Source organism: Actinomadura kijaniata, assembly GCF_014138665.1.
Classification (GTDB): domain Bacteria; phylum Actinomycetota; class Actinomycetes; order Streptosporangiales; family Streptosporangiaceae; genus Spirillospora; species Spirillospora kijaniata.
Genome location: NZ_JACJIA010000008.1, coordinates 56,189 through 77,647, shown reverse-complemented (window position 1 = coordinate 77,647; position 21,459 = coordinate 56,189). Strand labels below are relative to the sequence as shown.

The 21,459-nt window shown below is 74.5% G+C and carries 20 protein-coding genes; 9 read left to right on the top strand and 11 right to left on the bottom strand.

Features of this window, described 5'->3' with window-relative positions:
* The first annotated feature begins 35 nt into the window (after positions 1 to 35).
* Positions 36 to 599 (top strand): TetR family transcriptional regulator, encoded by a 564-nt coding sequence (locus HNR61_RS27785; RefSeq protein ID WP_220509892.1) that lies wholly within the window; start codon positions 36 to 38, stop codon positions 597 to 599.
* A 2-nt stretch (positions 600 to 601) separates the two neighbouring features.
* Here HNR61_RS27785 and HNR61_RS27780 read toward each other — a convergent pair whose 3' ends face one another.
* The gene (locus tag HNR61_RS27780; RefSeq protein ID WP_182846149.1) at positions 602 to 1,015 is read right to left on the bottom strand and encodes an SgcJ/EcaC family oxidoreductase; all 414 of its coding nucleotides are present in this window, start codon (positions 1,013 to 1,015) and stop codon (positions 602 to 604) included.
* Positions 1,016 to 1,105: 90 nt separating this feature from the next.
* On the opposite strand from HNR61_RS27780, the gene HNR61_RS27775 reads away from it, so the two are divergent.
* Complete coding sequence (locus HNR61_RS27775) at positions 1,106 to 1,477, top strand: thioesterase family protein (protein WP_182846148.1); 372 nt, start codon at positions 1,106 to 1,108, stop codon at positions 1,475 to 1,477.
* Here HNR61_RS27775 and HNR61_RS27770 read toward each other — a convergent pair.
* Positions 1,474 to 1,995: a GNAT family N-acetyltransferase gene (locus HNR61_RS27770; RefSeq protein ID WP_182846147.1), complete on the bottom strand. Its 522-nt coding sequence runs from the start codon at positions 1,993 to 1,995 to the stop codon at positions 1,474 to 1,476. The genes HNR61_RS27775 and HNR61_RS27770 overlap by 4 nt on opposite strands.
* A 110-nt stretch (positions 1,996 to 2,105) precedes the next feature.
* On the opposite strand from HNR61_RS27770, the gene HNR61_RS27765 reads away from it, so the two are divergent.
* On the top strand, positions 2,106 to 3,329 hold the full coding sequence (locus tag HNR61_RS27765) for an MFS transporter (protein WP_182846146.1): 1,224 nt from the start codon (positions 2,106 to 2,108) through the stop codon (positions 3,327 to 3,329).
* 324 nt (positions 3,330 to 3,653) lie between these two features.
* Here the strand turns inward: HNR61_RS27765 and HNR61_RS27760 are convergent, their stop codons facing one another.
* Together HNR61_RS27760 and HNR61_RS27755 are read right to left on the bottom strand one after the other, a co-directional pair.
* Positions 3,654 to 4,565, bottom strand: a complete 912-nt coding sequence (locus HNR61_RS27760) for an ABC transporter permease (RefSeq protein WP_182846145.1) — start codon at positions 4,563 to 4,565, stop codon at positions 3,654 to 3,656.
* A complete protein-coding gene (locus HNR61_RS27755) occupies positions 4,562 to 7,084 on the bottom strand; it encodes an alpha/beta fold hydrolase (protein ID WP_182846144.1) in 2,523 nt (840 codons plus the stop codon). Before HNR61_RS27755 ends, HNR61_RS27760 begins: the two co-directional genes overlap by 4 nt.
* A 315-nt stretch (positions 7,085 to 7,399) precedes the next feature.
* Here HNR61_RS27755 and HNR61_RS27750 point away from each other — a divergent pair, with 315 nt between their 5' ends.
* Entirely contained in the window at positions 7,400 to 7,699 is a 300-nt protein-coding gene (locus HNR61_RS27750) for a hypothetical protein (protein ID WP_182846143.1), read from the top strand.
* Positions 7,700 to 7,727: 28 nt separating this feature from the next.
* On the opposite strand, the gene HNR61_RS49420 is transcribed toward HNR61_RS27750, so the two are convergent.
* Positions 7,728 to 8,369, bottom strand: coding sequence for a TetR/AcrR family transcriptional regulator (locus tag HNR61_RS49420; protein ID WP_182846142.1), 642 nt, complete (start codon positions 8,367 to 8,369; stop codon positions 7,728 to 7,730).
* 130 nt (positions 8,370 to 8,499) lie between these two features.
* Between HNR61_RS49420 and HNR61_RS50115 the strand changes: the two genes are divergently transcribed.
* From HNR61_RS50115 to HNR61_RS27730, 3 genes are all read left to right on the top strand, one after another.
* Complete coding sequence (locus HNR61_RS50115) at positions 8,500 to 10,959, top strand: MFS transporter (protein ID WP_220509891.1); 2,460 nt, start codon at positions 8,500 to 8,502, stop codon at positions 10,957 to 10,959.
* An 11-nt stretch (positions 10,960 to 10,970) separates the two neighbouring features.
* Positions 10,971 to 11,789 carry a YceI family protein gene (locus HNR61_RS27735; RefSeq protein WP_182846141.1) on the top strand — a complete coding sequence of 273 codons (819 nt, stop codon included), beginning with the start codon at positions 10,971 to 10,973 and terminating at the stop codon, positions 11,787 to 11,789.
* A gap of 144 nt (positions 11,790 to 11,933) precedes the next feature.
* Complete coding sequence (locus tag HNR61_RS27730) at positions 11,934 to 12,146, top strand: Kazal-type serine protease inhibitor family protein (RefSeq protein ID WP_182846140.1); 213 nt, start codon at positions 11,934 to 11,936, stop codon at positions 12,144 to 12,146.
* A 6-nt stretch (positions 12,147 to 12,152) separates the two neighbouring features.
* Here the strand turns inward: HNR61_RS27730 and HNR61_RS27725 are convergent, their stop codons facing one another.
* Positions 12,153 to 13,040 carry a LysR family transcriptional regulator gene (locus HNR61_RS27725; protein WP_182846139.1) on the bottom strand — a complete coding sequence of 296 codons (888 nt, stop codon included), beginning with the start codon at positions 13,038 to 13,040 and terminating at the stop codon, positions 12,153 to 12,155.
* A 105-nt stretch (positions 13,041 to 13,145) separates the two neighbouring features.
* Between HNR61_RS27725 and HNR61_RS27720 the strand changes: the two genes are divergently transcribed.
* Together HNR61_RS27720 and HNR61_RS27715 are read left to right on the top strand one after the other, a co-directional pair.
* Positions 13,146 to 14,072: a zinc-binding dehydrogenase gene (locus HNR61_RS27720; RefSeq protein WP_182846138.1), complete on the top strand. Its 927-nt coding sequence runs from the start codon at positions 13,146 to 13,148 to the stop codon at positions 14,070 to 14,072.
* A complete protein-coding gene (locus tag HNR61_RS27715) occupies positions 14,069 to 15,091 on the top strand; it encodes an alpha/beta hydrolase family protein (protein WP_312898127.1) in 1,023 nt (340 codons plus the stop codon). The genes HNR61_RS27720 and HNR61_RS27715 overlap by 4 nt, the downstream gene beginning before the upstream one ends.
* Here the strand turns inward: HNR61_RS27715 and HNR61_RS27710 are convergent.
* From HNR61_RS27710 to HNR61_RS27695, 5 genes are all read right to left on the bottom strand, one after another.
* Positions 15,069 to 15,935, bottom strand: a complete 867-nt coding sequence (locus HNR61_RS27710; RefSeq protein ID WP_182846137.1) for a SecDF P1 head subdomain-containing protein — start codon at positions 15,933 to 15,935, stop codon at positions 15,069 to 15,071. The two genes, HNR61_RS27715 and HNR61_RS27710, sit on opposite strands and share 23 nt — an antisense overlap.
* 562 nt (positions 15,936 to 16,497) lie before the next feature.
* Positions 16,498 to 17,574 carry a 2-oxoacid:ferredoxin oxidoreductase subunit beta gene (locus HNR61_RS27705; protein WP_312898126.1) on the bottom strand — a complete coding sequence of 359 codons (1,077 nt, stop codon included), beginning with the start codon at positions 17,572 to 17,574 and terminating at the stop codon, positions 16,498 to 16,500.
* Positions 17,567 to 19,408 carry a 2-oxoacid:acceptor oxidoreductase subunit alpha gene (locus tag HNR61_RS27700; RefSeq protein WP_182846136.1) on the bottom strand — a complete coding sequence of 614 codons (1,842 nt, stop codon included), beginning with the start codon at positions 19,406 to 19,408 and terminating at the stop codon, positions 17,567 to 17,569. The genes HNR61_RS27705 and HNR61_RS27700 overlap by 8 nt, the downstream gene beginning before the upstream one ends.
* 489 nt (positions 19,409 to 19,897) lie before the next feature.
* Positions 19,898 to 20,008 carry a putative leader peptide gene (locus HNR61_RS50530; RefSeq protein ID WP_376770278.1) on the bottom strand — a complete coding sequence of 37 codons (111 nt, stop codon included), beginning with the start codon at positions 20,006 to 20,008 and terminating at the stop codon, positions 19,898 to 19,900.
* Between the two features lie 53 nt (positions 20,009 to 20,061).
* Positions 20,062 to 21,252 carry a LolA-like protein gene (locus tag HNR61_RS27695; RefSeq protein WP_182846135.1) on the bottom strand — a complete coding sequence of 397 codons (1,191 nt, stop codon included), beginning with the start codon at positions 21,250 to 21,252 and terminating at the stop codon, positions 20,062 to 20,064.
* Positions 21,253 to 21,459 lie beyond the last annotated feature (207 nt).

The window sequence follows — 21,459 nt, the reverse complement described above, 5'->3', positions numbered from 1 at the left end:
GGTGACACGTTTGTCAACGGGTGTAGGATGCGGGCGTGACAGGGTTGCGGGAACGGGCCAGGCAGGCGGTGCGGGCCGAGCTGACCGAGGTGGCGCTGCGGCTGTTCGCCGAGCGCGGCTTCGAGGAGACGACCGTCGACGACATCGCCCGCGAGGCCGGGATGTCCAAGCGGAGCTTCTTCCGGTACTTCCCGGCCAAGGAGGACGTCGTCCTCGGCGGGGTGGACCTGATGGGGGAGCTGATCGTGGCGGAGCTGGCCGCCCGGCCCCCGGCGGAGGACCCCTGGTCCTGCCTGCACGCGGTGCTGCGGGGCTGGGCGGAGCGGATCGACGCCGAGCAGCGGGCGCTGGAGAGCCTGCGGCTGATCGAGGCGACCCCGGCGCTGCGCGCCCGGTTCCACGCCAAGCGCGAGGAGACGCGGCTGCTCGTCGCGGACGCGCTGGTGGAGCGCGGGGTGGAGCCGTTCACCGCCGACCTGCTGACGGCGGCGGCGGGGGCGGCGCTGGAGTGCGCGTCGCGGGCGTGGGCGGGTTCGGACGGCGCGGACCGGCTGGCCCTGGTGGACCGCGCCTTCGCCGAGCTGCGCCCCGCCCGCTGAGGTCACTCCGCGACGTTGGTGTTGTGGAGGGCCGCGATCCACCAGGCGCCGTCCCGCCGGGTCACCACGGCGGTGCCGTGGTTGGCGAACGCGGAGTCCGGCGTCGTCATGCGCTGCTCGAACAGGACGACCGCCAGGTCGGGGGTCAGGGGCCTGATCTCGGTCACCGCGACGGCGATCCGCCAGTCGGCGGCCGCGTTGGCCAGGCGCCCGGTGTGGTAGGCGAACAGGGCGTCCCAGCCGCGGATGACGGTTCCGTCGGGAACGGTCACCACGGCGTCGGCGGTGAAGCCCCCGTCGAGGACCATCGGGTCCTTGGCGTTGAACCCGGTCTCGATCGTGGCGATCAGCTCCCTGATCAGCACGGTGTCCTTGTCGCTGGCAGAGGCGGTGTAGGCGGTGGGGCGCTGGGACATCTCGGTCTCCTTTCGACATCCCTCACGCTAGGGACGCCGCGGGCCCCGGGAATCCGTCGGCTGACTGGGACCGTGTCCTAGATTGGGGACATGGAGATCGGGTCGCGGGGTGTGGTTTCCACCGTCGTCGGGGAGGCGGACACCGCCCGGGAGCTGGGGAGCGGGGACGTCCCCGTACTGGGAACGCCCCGGCTGGTCGCGCTCGCGGAGGCCGCGACCGTCGAGGCGCTCGCCGGGCGGCTCGGGGAGGGGCGGACCTCCGTGGGGACCCGGGTCGAGATCGCGCACCGGGCGGCGAGCGCCGTCGGGACGCGCGTCACCGTCACCGCCGAGATCGTCGAGGTGGACGGGCGGCGGGTGGTGTTCTCCGTGTCCGGCGTCGACGAGCACGGGGTGAACGTCGGTGACGGCCGGATCGAACGGGTCGTCGTCGAGCGGGAGAGGTTCCTCGGACGCCTCTAGCCGGGGCGCCGCCGGCCGTAGACGTGGACCCGGCGGCCCCGGTAGGCGGTGTCGCGCAGGTGGCGGTGGCCGATGCGCTCCGCGACCGCCGCCGAGCGCGCGTTGCCCGGCAGGATCAGCGAGACGACCCCCGGGGCGTCCAGGGCCTCGAAGCAGTACGCCAGGGCGGCGCGGGCGGCCTCGGAGGCGTAGCCCTTGCCCCAGTGGGCGCGGGCCAGGCACCAGCCGACGCCCAGGCCGGGGAAGCCGTGCGGCCGCCAGGGGCCCGCGCGGCCCACGAACGCGCCCGTCCCCCTCTCCTCCAGCGCCCAGTGCGAGTAGCCGCGGATCTCCCGGTGGCCGATGAACGTCGCCAGGCTGCGCCACGGGTCCGCGACCGGTTCGGCCAGGCCGTCGGCGACCTCGGGGTCGGCCAGCATCGCGGCGTAGTCGTCGAAGTCGTCCCCGGTGAGCGGGCGGAGCAGCAGGCGGGGGGTCGTCAGGGTCGCCGAGCCGGACGGTTTGGGGGAGTTATTCATTCTTTGTCCGTTCTTTTCCGGTGAACGGAACCGGCGGCGGTCCGGATCCGGCCAGGCGGTCCACCATAGGGCACCGTCGGTGACGTGACCTGGACCACTGGAGGCCGCCCATGCCGTTGCGACCCTCTCCCGCCCGAGCGTGGGCGCTGCCGCTGTGCTGGGCGGCGGTGCTGCTGGACGGCTTCGACGTCGTGGTGCTGGGCACCGTGCTGCCCGTGCTGCTGCGCGAGCACGTGTGGGGGCTGACGCCGGGGACCGCGTCGGTGGTCACCACCGTGGGGCTCGTCGGGATGCTGCTGGGCGCGCTGGTGATCGGGTCGGTCACCGACCTGATCGGGCGGCGCCGGGCGCTGATGATCTCGGTGGCGATGTTCTCGGTGTTCACGGCGCTGTGCGCGGTCGCGCCGTCGGCGGAGACGTTCGGGGCGCTGCGCTTCCTGGCGGGGCTCGGCCTCGGCGGCTGCATGCCGACCGCGCTCACCCTGGTCGGCGAGCACGCGGCGGACGGCCGCAGCGGCCGCGCCACCACCATGATCATGACCGGGTACCACGTGGGGGCCGTCGCCACCGCGCTGCTCGGCATCGTCGTCATCCCGGACCTCGGCTGGAAGGCCATGTTCGTGATCGGGGCCGCGCCCGCGCTGGTGCTGCTGCCGCTGATGTTCCGCTACCTGCCCGAGTCCACCTCGTTCCTGGAGGGCCGGCGGGCCGAGAAGGGCGTGGCGGTCCGCACGCTGTTCCAGGGCGGGATGCTGCGGGCGACGCTGGCGTTCTGGGTGGCGTCGTTCATGGGTCTGCTGCTGGTCTACGGGCTCAACACCTGGCTGCCGGAGATCATGCGGCAGGCCGGGTACCCGCTGGGCGCGGCGCTCGGGCTGCTGCTGACGCTGAACGTCGGCGCCATCGTCGGCCTCGTCGTCGCGGGCCAGGTGGCCGACCGGTTCGGCGTCCGGGTCTCGGGGATCGGCTGGTTCGCCGGGGCCGCGGTCTTCCTGGCGCTGCTGAGCGTCCGGCTGCCCACGGTGGGGCTGTACGCGGCGGTGTTCCTCGCCGGGTGCTTCGTCTTCAGCGCCCAGGTGCTGGTGTACGCCTACGTGGTGCACGCCTACCCGGCCGTCAGCCGGGCGACGGCCATGGGCGGCGTCGCCGGGCTCGGGCGGATCGGGGCCATCGTCGGGCCGATGGTGGGCGGGATGCTGCTGTCGGCGGGGCTGGCCTACCCGTGGGGCTTCTACGCGTTCGCGGTCGTGGGCGCGTGCGGGGCGCTGGCGGTGGTGGCCGTCGGGCGGCGGGCCGGGCGGGCCGCCGAGGCGCCCGCGCCCGTCCGGGCCTGAAACGCGGCGGGGCCCGCCCGTGGGCAGGCCCCGTCCGGAGGTCGGTCGGTCTAGTACGGCAGGACTCGGCCGGACGGCGTCCGGAGGTCGATCGGGCTCGGTTGACGCGGTGGTCTCGGGCGCTTGATGAGCTGCTGCCGTGCCATGTGTGATCATCTCCCCCGTCGGACCGGGTCCTCAAACCCGGAGAGCGAGCGATGTCGGGCTCTTTTACGTTCGACGTGTCCGCCGAGCGCGAGGTTCGCTGAGCTTATGCGACATCCTCGGCCCGTTCGACCGTTTTTCGGGATGAGATCTCACTTTGGGTAGCGGTGACGGGCCCGCTCAGGAGACCACGTCCCGCCCCTGGAAGCGGCGGAACGCCAGCGCGAACAGCACCAGCGCGTACGCCACCGAGATCGCCGTGCCCTTGGCCATGCCGGTCCACTGGATCTGCGGCTGGAGCGCGTCCATCCACGAGTACATCCAGTGGGTCGGCAGGAAGTCGCGCCAGGAGCCGAGCGCGGTGACCGCGTCGAGGATGTTGGAGACGATCACCAGGCCGACCGCGCCGCCGACCGCGCCCAGCGGCGAGTCGGTGGTGACCGACAGCAGGAACGCCAGCGCCGCCACGACCAGCTGGCTGACCAGCGCGTACCCGATGACGATGCCCATCCGGCCGAGGGCGGTGCCGACCTCGACCTCGCCGCCGGTCGGCAGCCGCACATCGTCCCAGCCGAACGCGACCGTGCCCGCCACCAGCGACATCAGCGGCAGGCTGACCACCGCGACCACCGCGTAGCCGAGCGCCACGACCAGCTTCTGCCGCAGCAGCCGGGCGCGGGGGACGGGCGCGGCCAGCAGGTACCGCAGCGACGACCATCCGGCCTCGCTGGCGACGGTGTCGCCGCAGAACAGCGCCACCGCCACCACCAGCAGGAACCCCGTGGAGACGAACAGCGCGAACAGCGCGAAGTTCATCGCGCCCGACGTCGCCACGTCCACCAGGCTCGGGAACCCGTCCGGCTCCGGATCGCCGCCGATCTTGAACGCGGCCACCAGCACCCACGGGAGCAGCAGCAGGATCGCGAACGCCACCAGCGTGCGCCGCCGCCGGAACTGCCGGATCGCCTCGACCCGCAGCGGCAGCGTGCGGCCGACGTCGTAGCCCGCCGCGCCGCCGTCGGCGCGCGGATCCCCCGGCGGCCGGGGGCGGTCGCCGTTGAGTGCGGCCCCCGTGGTGAGCCCCGTGCTCATGGCGTCCCCTCTCCGATGATCTCCAGGAAGGCGTCCTCCAGCCGCCGCCCGGCGCCGGTGATCTCGGCGACCGGGCCGGTGGCGACCTGGTGGCCGCGCGACATGACGACCGCGTGCGTGCAGGACTGCTCGACCTCCGCCAGCATGTGACTGGAGACGATCACCGTGCGGCCCGTCGCGGCGTACCGGACCAGCACCTCCCGCATCTCGCGGATCTGGGGCGGGTCGAGCCCGTTGGTGGGTTCGTCGAGGACCAGCAGGTCGGGCAGGCCCAGCATGGCCTGCGCGATCGCCAGGCGCTGCCGCATGCCCTGCGAGTAGGTGCGCACCGGGCGGTCCAGCGCCGCGCCCAGCGCGGCGATCTCCAGGGCCTCCTCCAGGTGCGCCTCGTCCGGGCGGCGGCCGATCGCGCGCCAGTACAGGTCGAGGTTGTCGCGCCCCGACAGGTGCGGCAGGAAGCCCGGCCCCTCCACGAACGACCCCAGCCGCGACAGCACCGGAGCGCCCGGCGTGACCCGGTGTCCGAAGATCCGGATCTCGCCCTCGTCGGGCAGGATCAGGCCCATCAGCATCCGCAGGGTGGTGGTCTTGCCCGCGCCGTTCGGTCCGAGCAGGCCCAGGACCTGGCCCTTCTCGACGCGCAGCGACAGGTCCGACACCGCTCGGTAGCCGTTGGAGTAGGCCTTGGTGAGCCCGGTGATCTGGAGCGGCACGTCGGCCAGCTCCGGGTCGAACGCGTCGGCGGAGCGCCCGCGCCGTCCCCGCCCGGTCAGCACCAGGGCGGCGGCGACGACCAGCGCGACGCCCGGCAGCGCCCACACCCACGCGGGCAGCGGCGCGGCCTGCGTCCGCAGCTCCGGAACGGTCGGCACGGTCAACCCCGACACCGCCGCGACCCTGTAGGAGGCGGGCTGCGGCGGGGTCGCGAAGCCCATGTCGGTCGTGGTCAGCACCAGCCGCAGCCGGTGCCCGGCGTCGAAGCGGTAGTCCATGGCGGGCAGCGTGACGGTGACCTCGCGGCCGCCGTCGGCCCGGTCGACGCGCAGCGGCGCGGCGATGCGGCGGGCGGGCGACCCCTGGCCGCGCGGCCCCGGCCCCACGTCGTACAGCTTGGCGAACAGCGGGATCTCGCCCCGGCCCGTCACCCTGATCTTCACGGTGGTCGCGCCGGTGATCCGCAGCGGCTCGGTCAGCGGCGCGGTGTCGAACGCCGCGGCCTGCCCCGGCATGTCCACCGGCAGCCCCTCGCCCAGCGAGCCGCCGCCGAGGTCGCCGAGGTTGCCCAGCGCGCCCAGTCCGGGCAGCGCGGAGATCGACGCGGGGGATCCGCCGGCCGGGTTGTGGATCGTCTGCTCCGCGCCGGTGAGCGGGAGGGTGCGGGGCCGGTTGCCGAGCCCCGGGTAGCGTCCGGTGGTGGCGGCCTCGATGTTCACCGCCTGGGTGGAGGAGTCGATGCCGCCCGCGCGGGTCACGGTGAACGCCGGGTCGCCGCCGCCCTTGCCGTCGAGCCGCCGGTCGAAGAACGACCGCACCAGGCCCCGGACGCGGGTGGTCTCGCTGTCGCCGCCGTCGTGGCCGCCCTGGTGCCAGACGACCGAGACGGGGGCGCCGTTGCGGGCGATGGCGCGGGCGTTGGCGTCGCCGTGGTCCAGCGGGAACAGCGAGTCCGACTGCCCCTGCACGATCAGCGTGGGCACGCGGATCCGGTCGGCGAACGTCGCCGGGCTCGACCTGCGCAGGGTCTCGACCGCGTCGGGCGTGGCCCGCCCCTTCTCGGCGATCTCCTGGTACATGTCGCACAGCGACGGCAGGAACCGCCCGCAGGCGGTCTTCCCGGCCCCGTCGGTGAAGAAGAGCCCGGCCCACAGCTTCTTGAACACGCCCTTGTCCGGGCCCTCGCCGGTCGCGTTCGGGAACAGCGCGTCCGGCAGGCTGTTCCAGGTGATCTGCGGGGCGATGGCGTCGATCCGCCGGTCGTGCGCGGCGGTCATCAGCGCGATGGCCCCGCCGTAGGACTCCCCGGCCATCCCGACGCGGGGGTCGCCGGGCGCGTCGAGCCGCACCTCGGGCCGCTTGGCGACCCAGTCGACGAGCTGCCGGACGTCCTTGACCTCGTAGTCCGGCGAGTTCAGCGCGATCTCGCCGCCGCTGCGCCCGAACCCGCGCGCCGACCAGGTCAGCACCGCGTACCCGGCCCGCGCCAGCTCCTCGGCCTCGCTCCGGACGTCGTCCTTGGACCCGCCGAACCCGTGCCCGAGCAGCACCGCCGGGGCCCTGTCGCGCCCGACCGGCCGGAAGAACGTGGTGTCCAGCGTGACCCGCTGGTCGTCCTTCGGCCCGTCCACGACCTCGATCCGCTGCTGGACGGCGCTCACCGGCGGTTTCCCGTCGGCCGCGGCGCCCCAGGCGACGCCCCCGGCGGCCAGCACGGCGAGCGCCCCGCCCGCGGCCGTCCACCGGGTGGCCCGGCCCGCCGCGTCCCACCTCTCTCGGAGCTTTCGCGCTCCCCCCACCCTCATGCGGATCAGCCTATGTGGCGGGAAGTCGCGGTTTCTTCCGTCCCGGCGAGGATCACGGCTGCGCCCGGCGCGGTACGCCGCCCGCCCCGCATCCGCCGGACGGAGTACCCGGCCGCCGCGCCGCGGCCCCTCACCCGTTCGGAGGAGCCCGGCGCGGCCGGTTTATCCACATGGCTGTGGACAACTTCGTGGAACGCCGCCCGGCGGCGTCCTCCTCGCGGGGGAGGGGCGGAGCCCCGTCTGCCGCGGGAAGGAGCGGAGAAGTCCGATCCCCGGGGGAGGTCCGGCGGCCGTCGCGGGCGGAGCATCGATGTCATGGACCGCACCGACGCGAACCCGGGCGCCTCCCTCGCCGGCGAGCGCGACCCGGTGGTGGCGGCGCTGTCGGCCGTGCTGTTCACCAGCGACCTGCCGACCGGGGCGCGGCCCGCGTTCCCCGGGGCGCTGGCCGAGATCCGCGCGGCGGCGCGCCGGCACGGCGGGGTGGGCGGCTGCATGGAGCGTGCCGCCGACGGCGGGCGGGACTCCGCCGAGGCGCGGCGGCGGATGGAGTGGGCGCGGGAGTACGCCCGCTGGTTCTCCGCGCGCTGCCCGCGCCGGGCCCGGCCCGCCTGACGCCCTCAGGGAGGCTCCGCCCCGCCGGTCACGGGCGCAGGGCCGCCTCCAGCATCGCGGTCAGGCGGGAGGTGAGGTCCTCGGGGTCGGCCGAACGCAGGTCGGCCAGCCCCAGCAGCCGCCGCACCGGCCCGCCGCCCATGACGACCAGCGCGGCGAGGGTGGCGCGGGCGCGGGCGTCCCCGCCGGTCAGCTGGGCGGCGAGCGGCTCGACCAGCACCCTCTCCATGTGCTCGCCCAGGATGGCGCTCACCTCGGGGTTGCCCACCGAACGGTCCAGCATGCGCGGCAGCGGCAGGGGCGGGCCGTGGACCTGCCGGACGACGTGCTCGGCCAGCCGCCGGGGCAGCGGCGGCCCCGCCGTGTCCTCGATCACCCCCCGCATGGCCGACTCGCCGGCCAGGACCTCCGCGAACAGCGCGGCCTTGGTGCCGAAGTAGCGGTTGACCAGCGCGACGTTGGCGCCGGCGGCCGCGGCGATCATCCGGACGCTCACGCCGTCGTAGCCGTGCTCGCCGAACAGGTCCCGCGCCGCCTCCAGCAGCCGCCGCCGGGTCGCCTCCCGGTCGCGGCGCGGCCGCGGCGGCGGTCCGGTCCCCGTAGCGGCCGGATCCGTGTCCCCGTCAGCGCCCGCGTCCGCCCTGGCGTCCGTCCCGACCGATGTCTCCACGCGCACGATCGTGCCATGCCCTTCCCGTCGCGGGTGCCGCCCGAAATACCTGTGGGTTGCAAGTAAACGGATGTCTACATAGGATATATGCAAAACACAGGTAATTGATGGGGCGAGACATGGGGGCTCAGTGGCACAACCCAGCGTGGTGACGGGCGGGAAGCCGGGCGGGACGGGAGGACCCGGGCCGGCGGCCCCGGCGGTGCACTACACGCACCGGCAGATCCTGGAGATCCTCTCCGGCCTGATGATGGCGATGCTGACCGCCATGATCTCCACGTCGGTGGTCGGCACCGCGCTGCCGACGATCGTGGGAGACCTCGGCGGCCAGGACCAGCTGTCCTGGGTGGCGGCGGCCACCATGCTCACGATGACGGCCTCGACCCCGCTGTGGGGCAAGCTGTCGGACATCTTCGGCCGCAAGCTCATGTTCCAGAGCGCGCTGCTCATCTTCGTGCTGGCCTCGGTCGGCGCGGGACTGTCGCAGAACATGGGCGAGCTCATCGCGGCCCGCGCCGTGCAGGGCCTCGGCGTCGGCGGCCTGTCGGCGCTCGCCCAGGTCATCCTCGGCGACGTGGTGCCGCCCCGCGAGCGCGGCCGCTACTCCGGCTACATGGGCGCCGTGTTCGGCGTCGCGACGGTCGCGGGCCCGCTGCTCGGCGGGTTCATCGTGGACGCCGACGGCCTCGGCTGGCGCTGGTGCTTCTACGTCTGCATCCCGCTCGCCGTGGTCGCGTTCGCGGTCATCCAGAAGGTGCTGAAGCTCCCGAAGATCAAGCGGAACACCAGCCTCGACCTGTTCGGCGCGTTCACCATCACCGGCGCGGCGGCGCTGCTGATGCTGGTGCTGACCCTGGGCGACAAGGAGTTCGAGTGGAACTCCCCCTGGACCTACGGGCTGTCGGCGGGCGCGGTCGTGCTGCTGGCGCTGTCGGTGCTCGCCGAGCGGCTCGCCAAGGACCCGATCCTGCCGCCGCGGCTGTTCCGCAACCCGACGTTCGTGCTGACCTCGATCGCCTCGCTGCTGGTCGGCGTGGTGCTGTTCGGCTCGATGATCTACCTGCCGCAGTACCTGCAGATCGTCAAGGGCATGAGCCCGACCGCCTCGGGCCTGATGACCCTGCCGATGGTGCTGGGGATGTTCGTCACCTCCACCGTCTCCGGGCAGCTGGTCACCCGCACCGGCCGCTGGAAGATCTACCCGGTCGTCGGGCTGCTGTTCGTCGCCGGGGCCATGTACCTGCTGTCGCAGCTGCACGTGGACTCCAGCAGGACCGTCATCGGCGTGGACGTCGCCGTGCTGGGCTTCGGCCTCGGCCTGGTGATGCAGATCCTCATCCTGGCCGCGCAGAACTCCGCCGACCTGACGGACCTGGCCGCCATCACCTCCGGTGTCTCCTTCTTCCGGAACCTCGGCAGCGCGATCGGCGTGGCCGCGTTCGGCGCGATCCTCAACAACCGGCTCAAGGACGAGGTCGCCGAGGGCATGGCCGCCGCGCACATCCGGCCCCAGGGCGACGGCGAGCTGTCGCTCGGCACCCCCGAGGCGATCCACGACCTGCCCGAACCGCTCAAGGGAATCATCCTCAACGGGTTCACCAGCGCGCTGGAGACCGTGTTCATGGTCGGCATCCCGGTCGCGGTCGCGGCCTTCCTGGTCATGCTGTTCGTGAAGGAGCTGCCGCTGCGCGGGGCCCGCGCCGCCGCCGACGGCCCGGCCCCGGCGGGCAGGCACAGCCGCGGCGCGGAGCCGCGGCCCGCCACCGCGACGGCGACCGCTCCCGCCGCGGTCGCGTCCGTCCCGGCCGGGCCGCCGGCGACCCCGCAGGGCGGCGCGCCGATCAGCGGCCGCGTCACCAGCGGCGACGGCACCCCGGTCGCGGGCGCCGCGCTCACGCTGATCGACGTCGGCGGGCACCAGCTCGGCCGCGCCCTCACCCGCGAGGACGGCGGCTACACGCTGGCCACGCCCGGCCCCGGCACCTACGTGCTGATCGCCGCGACGGGCGAGCACGAACCGCAGGCCGCGACGCTGGTCGTCGGGGACCGGCCGGTCGACTTCGATCTGCTGCTGGCCGGCAACGGCGGCCTCGCCGGCGTCGTCCACGCCCCGGGCGGGGCCCCGATCGAGGGCGCGATGGTCGTGGTCACCGACGTGCGCGGCGAGGTCGTCGGCACCGTCCGCACCGGCTCCGACGGGACCTACCTGGTCAAGGACGTCACCGCCGGGGCCTACACGCTCGCCGTCAGCGCCCCCGCGTTCCGCCCGGCCGCGCTGCCGGTCGAGATCCCCGGCAACGGCCAGCTCCGTCAGGACGTGGAGCTGCCGCCCGGCGCGAAGGTGCGCGGCGTCATCCGCAACCGGGCCGGGCAGGCGGTCGCCGACGCGCGCGTCACGCTGATCGACGCGGCCGGGAACGTGGTCGCCGCCACGGTCACCGGCCCCGACGGCGAGTACGCGTTCGGCGACCTGACCGGCGGCCAGTACACGGTCACCGCCACCGGCTACCCGCCGGTCGCCGCCGCCCTGTCCCTGACGGACGGCGACAGCGACGGCAACGACCTGGTGCTCGGCCACCCGGACGAGTGACGGGGGGAGACATGGAAGGGCTGCGCGGAAGGGCGCGGACCAGGGACGGCTGGTCGGTGCCGCAGGCGATCGTGACCGTCACCGACCTGATGGGACGGCAGGTCGCCCGCGTCCGGGCCGACGCGAACGGCCTCTGGCGCGGCGGCCCGCTGCCCGCCGGGACCTACACGGCGATCGTCACGGCGGTCGGGTACCAGCCCGCCGCCCGCACGCTGATGGTGACCGGCTCGGGCGCCGCCGACCTCGGCGACACCGTGCTGGCCCGCGCGGGCGGCGCGGAGCTGCCCCCGCCCGGACCCTGGACCATCGACCCGGCGCACTCCAGCGTCGGCGCGGTCGCCCAGCACCTCGGCCTGTCCAGCGTGCGGGGCCGGTTCGGGACGTTCGGGGGACGGCTCCGGATCGCCGAGCCGGTGGAGCGGTCCGGCGTCGTCGCCCGCATCGACGCCGGGTCGATCGACACCGGCAACGCCATGCGCGACGACCACCTGCGTTCGCCCGACTTCCTGAACGTCGCCGAGCACCCGGTGATCGAGTACGCGGGCGACGGCCTGACCGCGCGCGGCCCCGGCCGCTGGACGGTCCACGGCCACCTGACCCTCAACGGCGTCACCCGCCCGGTGGACCTGGACCTGGCCTACCTGGGCACGGGCCCGGACCCGTGGGGCGGGGTGCGCGCGGCGTTCCGCGCCACCGCCGAGCTGCACCGCCGGGACTTCGCCATCAGGTACAACCAGATCCTGGAGGCCGGGATCTCGGCGGTGGGCGAGAGCCTGCGGGTCGAACTGGAGATCCAGGCGGTCCAGGGGGAGACCCTCCCCGGAGCCTGACCGCGCCCGCGCCGCGCCGCGTCCTCACCCCGCCCGAGGACGCGGCGCGTTCGCGTGTCCGGGCGGATTTCCGGAACGCCCCGCCAGCCCGGTCACCAACTGCTACTCATTGACTACGTACAGTCCTCGACCGGGAGCGTCGTCATGAAACGGACCCTCGCCCTCGCCGCCCTGCTGGGCGCGCTCGCCACCCCCGCCCTGACCGGCACGGCCACCGCCGCCGCCTGCCCCGACACGTGCGTCTGCACCAAGGAGTACGCCCCCGTCGTCGGCAGCGACGGCAAGGTCTACTCCAACGCGTGCCAGGCGAGGTGCGCCGGTGCCGAGCCCGTCGGCCCGGCCGCCCTGCGCGACTGATCCGGATCACTCCGGCCGGTCGCCGGCGCGGGCGGTCCGCTGGAGCTCCGCCAGCAGGCCGCCCAGCGCCGGGTCCCGGTCGCCGGACCGCCACAGCAGCGACCACTCGTACAGCGGGACCGGGTCCACCAGCGGGACGACCCGCACGCCCGCGTCGCCGGGGACCGGCAGCGCGGCGGGCAGCAGCGACACCCGGTCCGGGTGGTCGCGCAACCACTCCAGGAAGTAGGGCAGCCCCAGGTTCACCCCGCCGAACTCGCCGGTCAGCCCGTGCTCGGCGCAGAAGTCCCGCAGGAAGTCCAGCTTCTCGATCGCGGCCGGGAACCACATCGTCGTGGCGCGCAGGTCGGCCGGGCGCAGCCGTCCGGCCCCGGCCAGCGGGTGCGCCGCGCCCATCACCGCCGCCATCGGCTCCCGCCGCACCACCCGGCGCGCCAGCCCGTCGGGCGGCGGCCCGTGCACGCGCCCGAAGCCCGCGTCGGTCTCCCCGGCGCGCAGCGCCGCCACCGCCGCGTCCGGGCCGCGCCGCAGGTTCAGCTCGATCGGCAGGTCGGGACGGCGGTCCACCGCCTCCCGCAGGATCCGCATCGGGTCGAACAGGTGCCCCCACACGTCCAGCCGCAACGGCCGCCGCTCGTCCCGCGCCGCCGCCACCGCCGCGTCCGCCGCCGCCAGCGCCCGCCGGGCGGGCTCCAGGAACCGCTCCCCGGCCGGGGTCAGCCGCACCGCGTGACCGGTCCGGTCGAACAGCCGCACGCCCAGCGACTCCTCCAGCCGCGCGACCCGCTTCGACAGCGCCTGCTGGGTCAGGAACAGCTCCCCGGCGGCCCGCCCGAAATGCAGGTGCCCGGCCGTCACCACGAACGCCCGCGCCTGCCCCAGATCGAGTTCCACGCCGTTCACCTTGCCCGACAACCGGCGGGTGTCAAAACGGCCGAACGGTTGTTGGACGCCCGCTCTGACCTGCGGCTTTCCTGGTCCTGGCAAGGAGAGGGGATCATGAAGGCGTTCACACCGACCGGACGGGCGCACGAGCCCGTCGCGCTCGCGGAGCGGGACGTGCCCGTTCCCGCCCCGGACCAGGCGCTCATCCGCGTCGCGGCCTACTCGGTCAACCGGGGGGAGACGTTCAAGCTGGAGGACCCGGACGGCTGGCTGCCCGGCAAGGACGTCGCCGGGACCGTCGTGCGGGCCGCCGCCGACGGGACCGGCCCGGGGGAGGGGGAGCGCGTCGTCGCGCACCTGCCGGGCGGCGGCTGGGCCGAGTACGCGGCGGCCGCCACGGCCGACGTCGTGCCGCTGCCCGGCCACGTGGGGTTCACCGAGGCGGCCGCGCTGCCGCTGGCCGGGCTCACCGCCCTGCGGCTGCTGCGCGCGGCCGGGTCCCTGACCGGCCGCCGCGTGCTGCTCACCGGGGCGTCCGGCGGCGTCGGGCACTACCTCGTCGAGCTCGCCGCCGCCGCCGGAGCGGAGATCACCGCCGTGTCCGCCACCCCCGAACGCGGGCGGCGGCTCATGGAACTGGGCGCCGAGGCCGTGGTGTCCGACGTCGCCGCCGCGAACGGGACCTTCGACGTCGTCCTGGAGTCGGTCGGCGGCCGGTCGCTGCCCGCCGCGCTGGCCCGGCTCGCCCGGCACGGCACGCTGATCTGGTTCGGCCAGGCCAGCCGCGAGCCGGTCACGCTGGACTTCTTCGACTTCTTCGCCGGGCCCGAGGGCGCGACGATCCGGCACTTCCACTACGCCGACCCCGCCGACCCCCACGGCCCCGACCTGGCGACCCTCGTCGGCCTGGTCGCCTCCGGCCGCCTGCACCCGGAGATCGGCCGCGTCGCCGACTGGGCCGACACCGCCCGCGTCCTGACCGACCTGCGCGAACGCCGCGTCGTCGGCAACGCCGTCCTGACCCTGGGAGGGAACCCGTGACCGACCTGACCTACTTCCGGGACGCCAACCGGTCCCGCGTCACCGCCGCCGGAATCGACACCTTCCGCTACGAGCGGGTCACCGGCCGCCTGGACGCGCTCGACGAGTGGACCCCCGCGTTCGTGCGGACCGCCCGCGAGTGCCTGGCCGAGGCCGAGAACGCCGCCGGTCCCGTCTCCGCCGGGGACGCCTACCGGGAGGCGGCCCTGTGGTTCCACTTCGCGGCGATCCTGCCCGACCCGGACGCCCTCGCCGCCGAGGCCGAGGCCGACCGGGCGCTGGAGAGGGCGTTCGCCCTGCTGGAACCCACCGCCGAACGCGTCACCGGCGCGGACTTCACCGGCTGGCTGCGCCGCCCGGCCACCCCCGGACGCGCCCCGCTCGCCGTGGTCGTCCCCGGCATGGACTCCAGCAAGGAGGAGTTCACGCCCGTGGGCGACGCGCTGCTGCGCCGCGGCCTCGCCGTGCTGGCGATCGACGGCCCCGGGCAGGGCGCGCTCGCCACCGCGGGCCGTCTCGAACCCGACTACCACGAGGTCGTCGGCCGCGCCCTCGACGCGGTCTCCGGGCGCGACGACGTCGACGCCGACAACGCCGGTGTGATCGGCCTCAGCCTCGGCGGGTTCTACGCGGCCGTCACCGCCGCCCGCGAACCGCGCGTGCGGGCCGCCGCCACCGTCAGCGGCCCCTACCGCCTGACCTGGGACGACACCCCGGCATTCGTGCACGCGACGCTGACGCTGCGGGCCGGGGGCGAACGCGCCGCCCGCGCGTTCGCGGGCCGCGTGGACCTCGCCGGGACCGCCGCCGGGATCGGCGTCCCGCTGCTGGTCGTCGAGGGCGGCACCGACGTGATCCCCGGCGTCGTCAACGGCGCGCCGCTGGCCGCCGAGGCCCCGCGCGGCTCCTACCTGCTGGTCCCCGAGGGCGACCATCTGGTCGGCAACGTCCGCCACCGCTGGCTCCCGGCCGCCGCCGACCATCTGGCGAACGGGCTCAGCGGCCCCGCAGCTCCCTGATGATCCGGTCGGCGTCGGCGCGGGTCTGCGGGCCGGTGATGGCGACCTTGCCGTCGTTGATCGGCATCTCCACGCGCGGCGCGGTGACCAGCCGCTCGCGCACCACGAACGCCAGGTCGCGGCCCACCATCGCCCCGGTGAGCTGCGCGAACGCCTTGCGGTCGGCGGTGCGCAGCGTCACCGCCACGTCGTAGCCGTTGCCGCTGCGGGCCCGCTGCACCCGCAGGTCGGAGACCTGCCGGATCGCGATGCCCTGGTTGAGGTGGTAGCAGGTCGGGCCGGTCCCGGCCTGCGCGGAGATGCCCTGCGTCCCGGTCGGGCACTGCCCGGGCGTGGTCTGCGCCACCGGGTAGACGTGCAGCGGCGCGGCCAGCGTGACCGGCCGGGTCCGCATCGACGAGGCGATCATCCCGCCGGTCACCGCGACCGCCGCGATCAGCAGCCCCAGCGTGAGGATCATGGTGAGCATCGCCGCCCGGTGCTCGCGCGCCGACTCCTCCCGCCGCGTCTGCCGCACCCGGCCCCGCCGGTGCGCGGCACGGGCCCGCTTGAGCTCGGCCGCCGCGCGCTGCCGCTCGGCGGCCCGCGCCCGCCGCCGCTGCGCCTCGTCCATCGGCGGTGCGGCCTCCGCGGCGGGCGCCCCGGCGGACGCCGAACGCGCCGCCTTCCGCGCCTTCCGCCGCTCCCGCCGCCCCGGCTTCTTCCCGACCTTCTCCGGCGCGGCCTTCGCCTCCGGCGTCTCGCGCTCCGGGCTCTTGGCGTCTTCCCGGGAGGCGGGTGCCCTCGACCCCGCGGCGGGCTGGGGAGTCGCCGCCTGCTGAGCTTCGCGTCCCGGGCTTTTCACGGTTCCCCCGGACGCGGGTGTCTTCGACCCGGCGGCGGGCCGAGGGCCCGTGGTCTCCGGCGTCTGGCGTTCCGGGCTCCTTGCGGTCTCCCCGGACGCGGGCGGTGTCTGCGGCCCCGCGGCGGGCCGAGGGCCCGCGGCCTCCGGCGTCTCGCGTTCTTCCCGGCGTTCGGGGTCCTTCGTGGCCTTCTCGGGCGCGGCGGCCTCGTCGGCGGGCGGGGGGCTCGTCGCCTTCCGCGCCCTCCGGCGTTCCCGGCGGCCCGGTTTCTCCGGCGCCGGCCTCGTCTCCGGCACGGCCTTCGCCTCCGGCGCGGGTTCCGACGCGGGCTCGGGAACGGTCCGCGGCGCGGCGGCCTCCCGCTCCTGACGATCCTTGCTACGGCGCGGCACGACCCGCATCGTCACCTCCCCGGCGGCATGATCTACAAGTGTTCCAGCAACGGGCGGTCCCACGCACGGTGCGACCGGCCGAAGCCGGACACCGCCGGCTCCGGAGGGGAGACGCGCGAGGGCCCGGTTCCGTTGATCGGAAACCGGGCCCCCGAGGGTCGGGCCTGACAGGTCAGTCGATCCGCCAGGTGTCGCCGCTGCTCAGCAGCGCCGCCAGATCGCCCGCGCCCTGCTTGGCCACGGCGTCGTCCATCTGCGCCCGCATCTCCTCGTCGTAGGAGGGGCGGTCCACGTTACGGAAGACGCCGATCGGGGTGTGCGTGAACGCGGGCTGGTCCAGCCGCGACAGCGCGAACGCCTGCGACGGGTCCGGGTTGCCCGCGTCGTGCACCGCGATCTCCGACGGGTCCACGTCGGCGACGTTGACGACCTCGAACGCGCCGGTGCTGGTCCGGCGCAGCGCCTTCTCGCCGTTCGCGCCGAACACGATCGGCTGGCCGTCCTCCAGGCGGATGGTGACGTCGTCGCGGACCGCGGCGTCCTTCAGCGGGTCGAACGCCCCGTCGTTGAAGATGTTGCAGTTCTGGTAGATCTCCACCAGCGCGGTGCCCTCGTGCTGGGCGGCCGCGCGCAGCACCGACTGCAGGTGCTTGCGGTCGGAGTCGATGGTGCGCGCCACGAACGTGCCCTCCGCGCCGATCGCCAGCGAGATCGGGTTGAACGGCGCGTCCAGCGAGCCCATCGGCGTCGACTTGGTGATCTTGCCGACCTCGGAGGTGGGCGAGTACTGGCCCTTGGTCAGCCCGTAGATCCGGTTGTTGAACAGCAGGATCTTCAGGTTGACGTTGCGGCGCAGCGCGTGGATCAGGTGGTTGCCGCCGATCGACAGCGCGTCGCCGTCCCCGGTCACCACCCACACCGACAGGTCCGGCCGGGACGTGGCCAGGCCGGTCGCGATCGCGGGGGCGCGGCCGTGGATCGAGTGGAACCCGTAGGTGTTCATGTAGTACGGGAACCGCGACGAGCAGCCGATGCCGGACACGAACGTGATGTTCTCCCGGCGCAGCCCCAGCTCCGGCAGGAACGACTGCACGGCCGCGAGGATCGCGTAGTCACCGCAGCCGGGGCACCAGCGGACCTCCTGGTCGGTCTTGAAGTCCTTCAGCGTCTGCTTGGCGTCGGTCTTCGGCACCAGCGAGAGCGCCCGGTGGCCGTGGCCGTTCACGCCGTTCACGCCGTTCTCACTCACTGTCGATCACATCCTGGATGACGCCCGCCAGCTCCTCCGCCTTGAACGGCAGGCCGCGGACCCGGTTGTAGCCGATCACATCGACCAGGAACCGGCCGCGCAGCAGCAGCGCGAGCTGGCCCAGGTTGATCTCCGGCACCACGACCCTGTCGTAGGAGCGCAGCACCTGCTCGATGTTGGCCGGGAACGGGTTGAGGTGGCGCAGGTGGGCCTGCGCGACGTGCTGGCCGGACCGGCGCACGCGCCGCACCGCCGCCGAGATCGCGCCGTAGGTGCCGCCCCACCCCAGGACCAGCACCCTCGCCTCGCCGGACGGGTCGTCCACGGCGAGCGGCTCGATGTCCCTGGCGATGCCGTCGACCTTGGCCTGGCGGAGCCGGACCATCCGGTCGTGGTTGGCCGGGTCGTAGGAGATGTTGCCCGAGCCGTCGGCCTTCTCCAGACCGCCGATCCGGTGCTCCAGGCCGGGCGTGCCCGGGATCGCCCACGGCCGCGCCAGGGTCTCGGGGTCGCGCTGGAACGGCTGGAAGTCCTCCTGGTCGGCGGGTGCGAAGTCCGGCTCGATGCGCGGCAGCGCCGCCACGTCCGGGATCTTCCACGGCTCCGAGCCGTTGGCCAGGTAGCCGTCCGACAGCAGGATGACCGGGGTGCGGTACTTGACCGCGATCCGGCCCGCCTCCAGCGCCGCGTCGAAGCAGTCCGCCGGGGACCGCGGCGCGATCACCGGGACGGGGGCCTCGCCGTTGCGGCCGTGCATGGCCTGGAGCAGGTCGGCCTGCTCGGTCTTGGTGGGCATGCCGGTCGAGGGACCGGCGCGCTGCACGTCCACCACGACCAGCGGCAGCTCGGTCGCCACCGCCAGGCCGATGGTCTCGCTCTTGAGCGCCAGCCCCGGCCCGGAGGTGGTGGTCACGCCGAGCGAGCCGCCGAACGAGGCGCCGAGCGCCGCGCCGACCGCCGCGATCTCGTCCTCGGCCTGGAACGTCCGCACGCCGAACCGCTTGTGCCTGGACAGCTCGTGCAGGATGTCGGAGGCCGGGGTGATCGGGTAGGAGCCCAGGTAGATCGACAGGCCGCTGAGCTGGCCGGCCGCGACCAGGCCGTAGGCCAGCGCGGTGTTGCCGGTGATGTTGCGGTACAGGCCCGGCTCGTGGTCGGCGGGCTTGATCTCGTACTGGACCGAGAACGCCTCGGTCGTCTCACCGAACGACCAGCCCGCCTGGAACGCGGCGATGTTGGCCTTCATGATCTCGGGCTTCTTCGCGAACTTCTTCTCCAGGAACGCGAGCGTGCCCTCGGTCGGCCGGTGGTACAGCCACGACAGCAGGCCCAGCGCGAACATGTTCTTCGCGCGCTCGGCGTCCTTCTTGGAGATGTCGAAGTCCTCGAGGGCCTTCACGGTCATCGAGGTGAGCGGCAGCGCGTGCACCCGATACTCGCTGAGCGACTCGTCCTCGACGGGGTTGGACGCGTACCCGACCTTGGCCAGGTTGCGCTTGGTGAACTCGTCGGTGTTGACGATCAGGTCGGCGCCGCGCGGCAGGTCGCCGAGGTTGGCCTTCAGCGCCGCCGGGTTCATGGCCACCAGCACGTTGGGCGCGTCGCCGGGGGTCAGGATGTCGTGGTCGGCGAAGTGGAGCTGGAAGCTGGAGACGCCGGGGAGGGTCCCTGCCGGGGCGCGGATCTCGGCGGGGAAGTTCGGCAAGGTCGACAGGTCGTTGCCGAATGCCGCCGTCTCCTGGGTGAAGCGGTCACCGGTCAGCTGCATGCCGTCACCGGAGTCACCGGCGAAGCGGATGATGACGCGGTCGAGTTGCTGGACCTGTTTGGTCACAGAGGATGACCTCCTCGACGCGCAGCGTCCGTCCTGGGGGAGGCACCCAGGATCGTGGCGCTACTTAGGCTTACCTTCATTAGGTTACGTCCGGGAACGAATGCTCTTATCGGGGAACGGGAACTCCGAGGGTCCCCGGTGGTGAGAGGGCGAGGCGGGGCGGCGGCTCGCGGGCACCGCGTCCGGTGCGCGTCGCCGTGGCTGGTGTCGTGGCGCGGCGGTAAGGCGCCGCCGTGGCCGGTCGTTCCGCCCGTCATGTCGACGTCCCGCTTCCAGCGAGTCGTAACCCCGTACTTCCAGAGGTATCACCTCAAAAACGAGTTCATGCGTCTCGCCGGAATTCGGGCGGGTCCTATCGGGTGGTACGACCTGTGCGGCCCCTGCCGTTCATGCCGGTCCCGCGCCGTGGCGGGCACGGCTCGTCACGGGCACGGGGTCACTGCGGGCACGGGGTTCACTACAGGCACGGAGTTCACCGCGGGCGCGGGCTCACCGCGGACACAGGCAGCTCGCGAGGCGGCACAGGTCGACGTGCAGCCGGCGCACGAGCCGCGGGTGGACGCGCGAGAAGCCGGAGCCTCCCGGGGGGACGGTGTTCACGCGACGAACGATAGCGAGGCCGAAACCCGTCGCGGCGCACCGCCCCCCGGCACTCACGGTCGCCCTGACGTGGGAACGGAAGTGGGTACTGACGCGCTCGGGGTGGGACGCGCGGTCCCGCCGCCCGCCGCGGTCCGTTCCCTGTCGACCGCCGCGACCAGCCTGGCGACCTCGCCGGGCGCGACGGCCTCGCCCAGCACGCGGGCGCTGGCCTGGTAGGCGTGCCTGCCGGGCTCGTCCATCGCCCGCTGCATCCAGGCGCGCCAGCCCGGGCCGACGACCGTGCAGCGCAGCGTCACCGACCGGCCCTCGGGCACCTCGCCCGACGTCCGGCAGCGGCCCAGCGCCCGCCCGTCCGCCGTGATCGTCACCCACAGCCCCGCCCGCGCGCCGGACGGCACCCGGCCGGTGGGGGCGGTGAGGGTGGCGGGGACGCTGACGGTGCAGCCGTTGACGTTCTCGTTGCAGTTCACGAAGGTCGGCTTGCCGGGGGCGAAGCGCAGCGCCGGGTCCACGGCCCCGCCGAGCGCCCGCGCCCTCGGGCGCGCCTCGGCCAGGAGCGGCCCGGCGTCGGTGAGTTCCGTCACGTCGAACCGGGGGTCGCCGGGTCCGGCGGTCTGCACCCGCAGCAGCCGGTGCGGCGCGGCCGTGGCGAACAGGTAGTCGGCGCGCGGGGTCTTCACGCGGTAGGCGGGGGTGCCGCCGACGTTCTCGGCGGCGGGCCCGGCCGGGGCCTTGGCCAGCAGCCTCGCGATGGCCTTGGGGCTCAGCAGGTCCCGCACGTCCACGCCGAACAGCGCGGCCGGGGCCTTGGTCCAGCGGCCCGCGTAGTCCCCGGCCCGGGTGGGCTCGCCGCCCTGGTCGCGCCAGAACGCCTGGCCGGCCTTCACGTACGTGGCCCCGCCCGCGGTGACCAGCAGCGCCGTCGCCGGCCCGGCCGTGAGCGATCCGCTGGCGACGCCCTCCCGCGACACCCGCAGTCGCAGCCGCAGGGACCGGCCGTGGGCGGTGACGGTGCCGGAATAGGCCAGTCCGGGATCGGCCAGCAGCCGCTTGCCCGCCGCCACCGCCCATCCCGACGGCGCGACGGTCTTCGGCCTGCGCTTCTCCTCGCCGCCGGTCAGCACCACGGCCCCGGCGACCGCGCCGGCCAGCACGACCACGGCCCCGGCGGCGATAGCGATCTTGGGCAGTGGCCGCTTCCCGGGCGGCTCGCCCGGCCCCGCCGTTCCCGGACCCGGCATGCCCGGCCCCGCCGTTCCCGGACCCGGCATGCCCGGTCCCGGCGCACCCGGTCCCGGCATGCCCGGCGATCTCGGCGGCCCGCCCGGCCCCGGCGCGACCGGCGGTCCGCCGGACGCGAGCCGCCCGGCCACCGGAACGTCGCCGTGCGGAACGCCCGCCCCCCGCGCGGGAGGAGGACCGACGGGCGGACCGTCCTGTTCAACGCT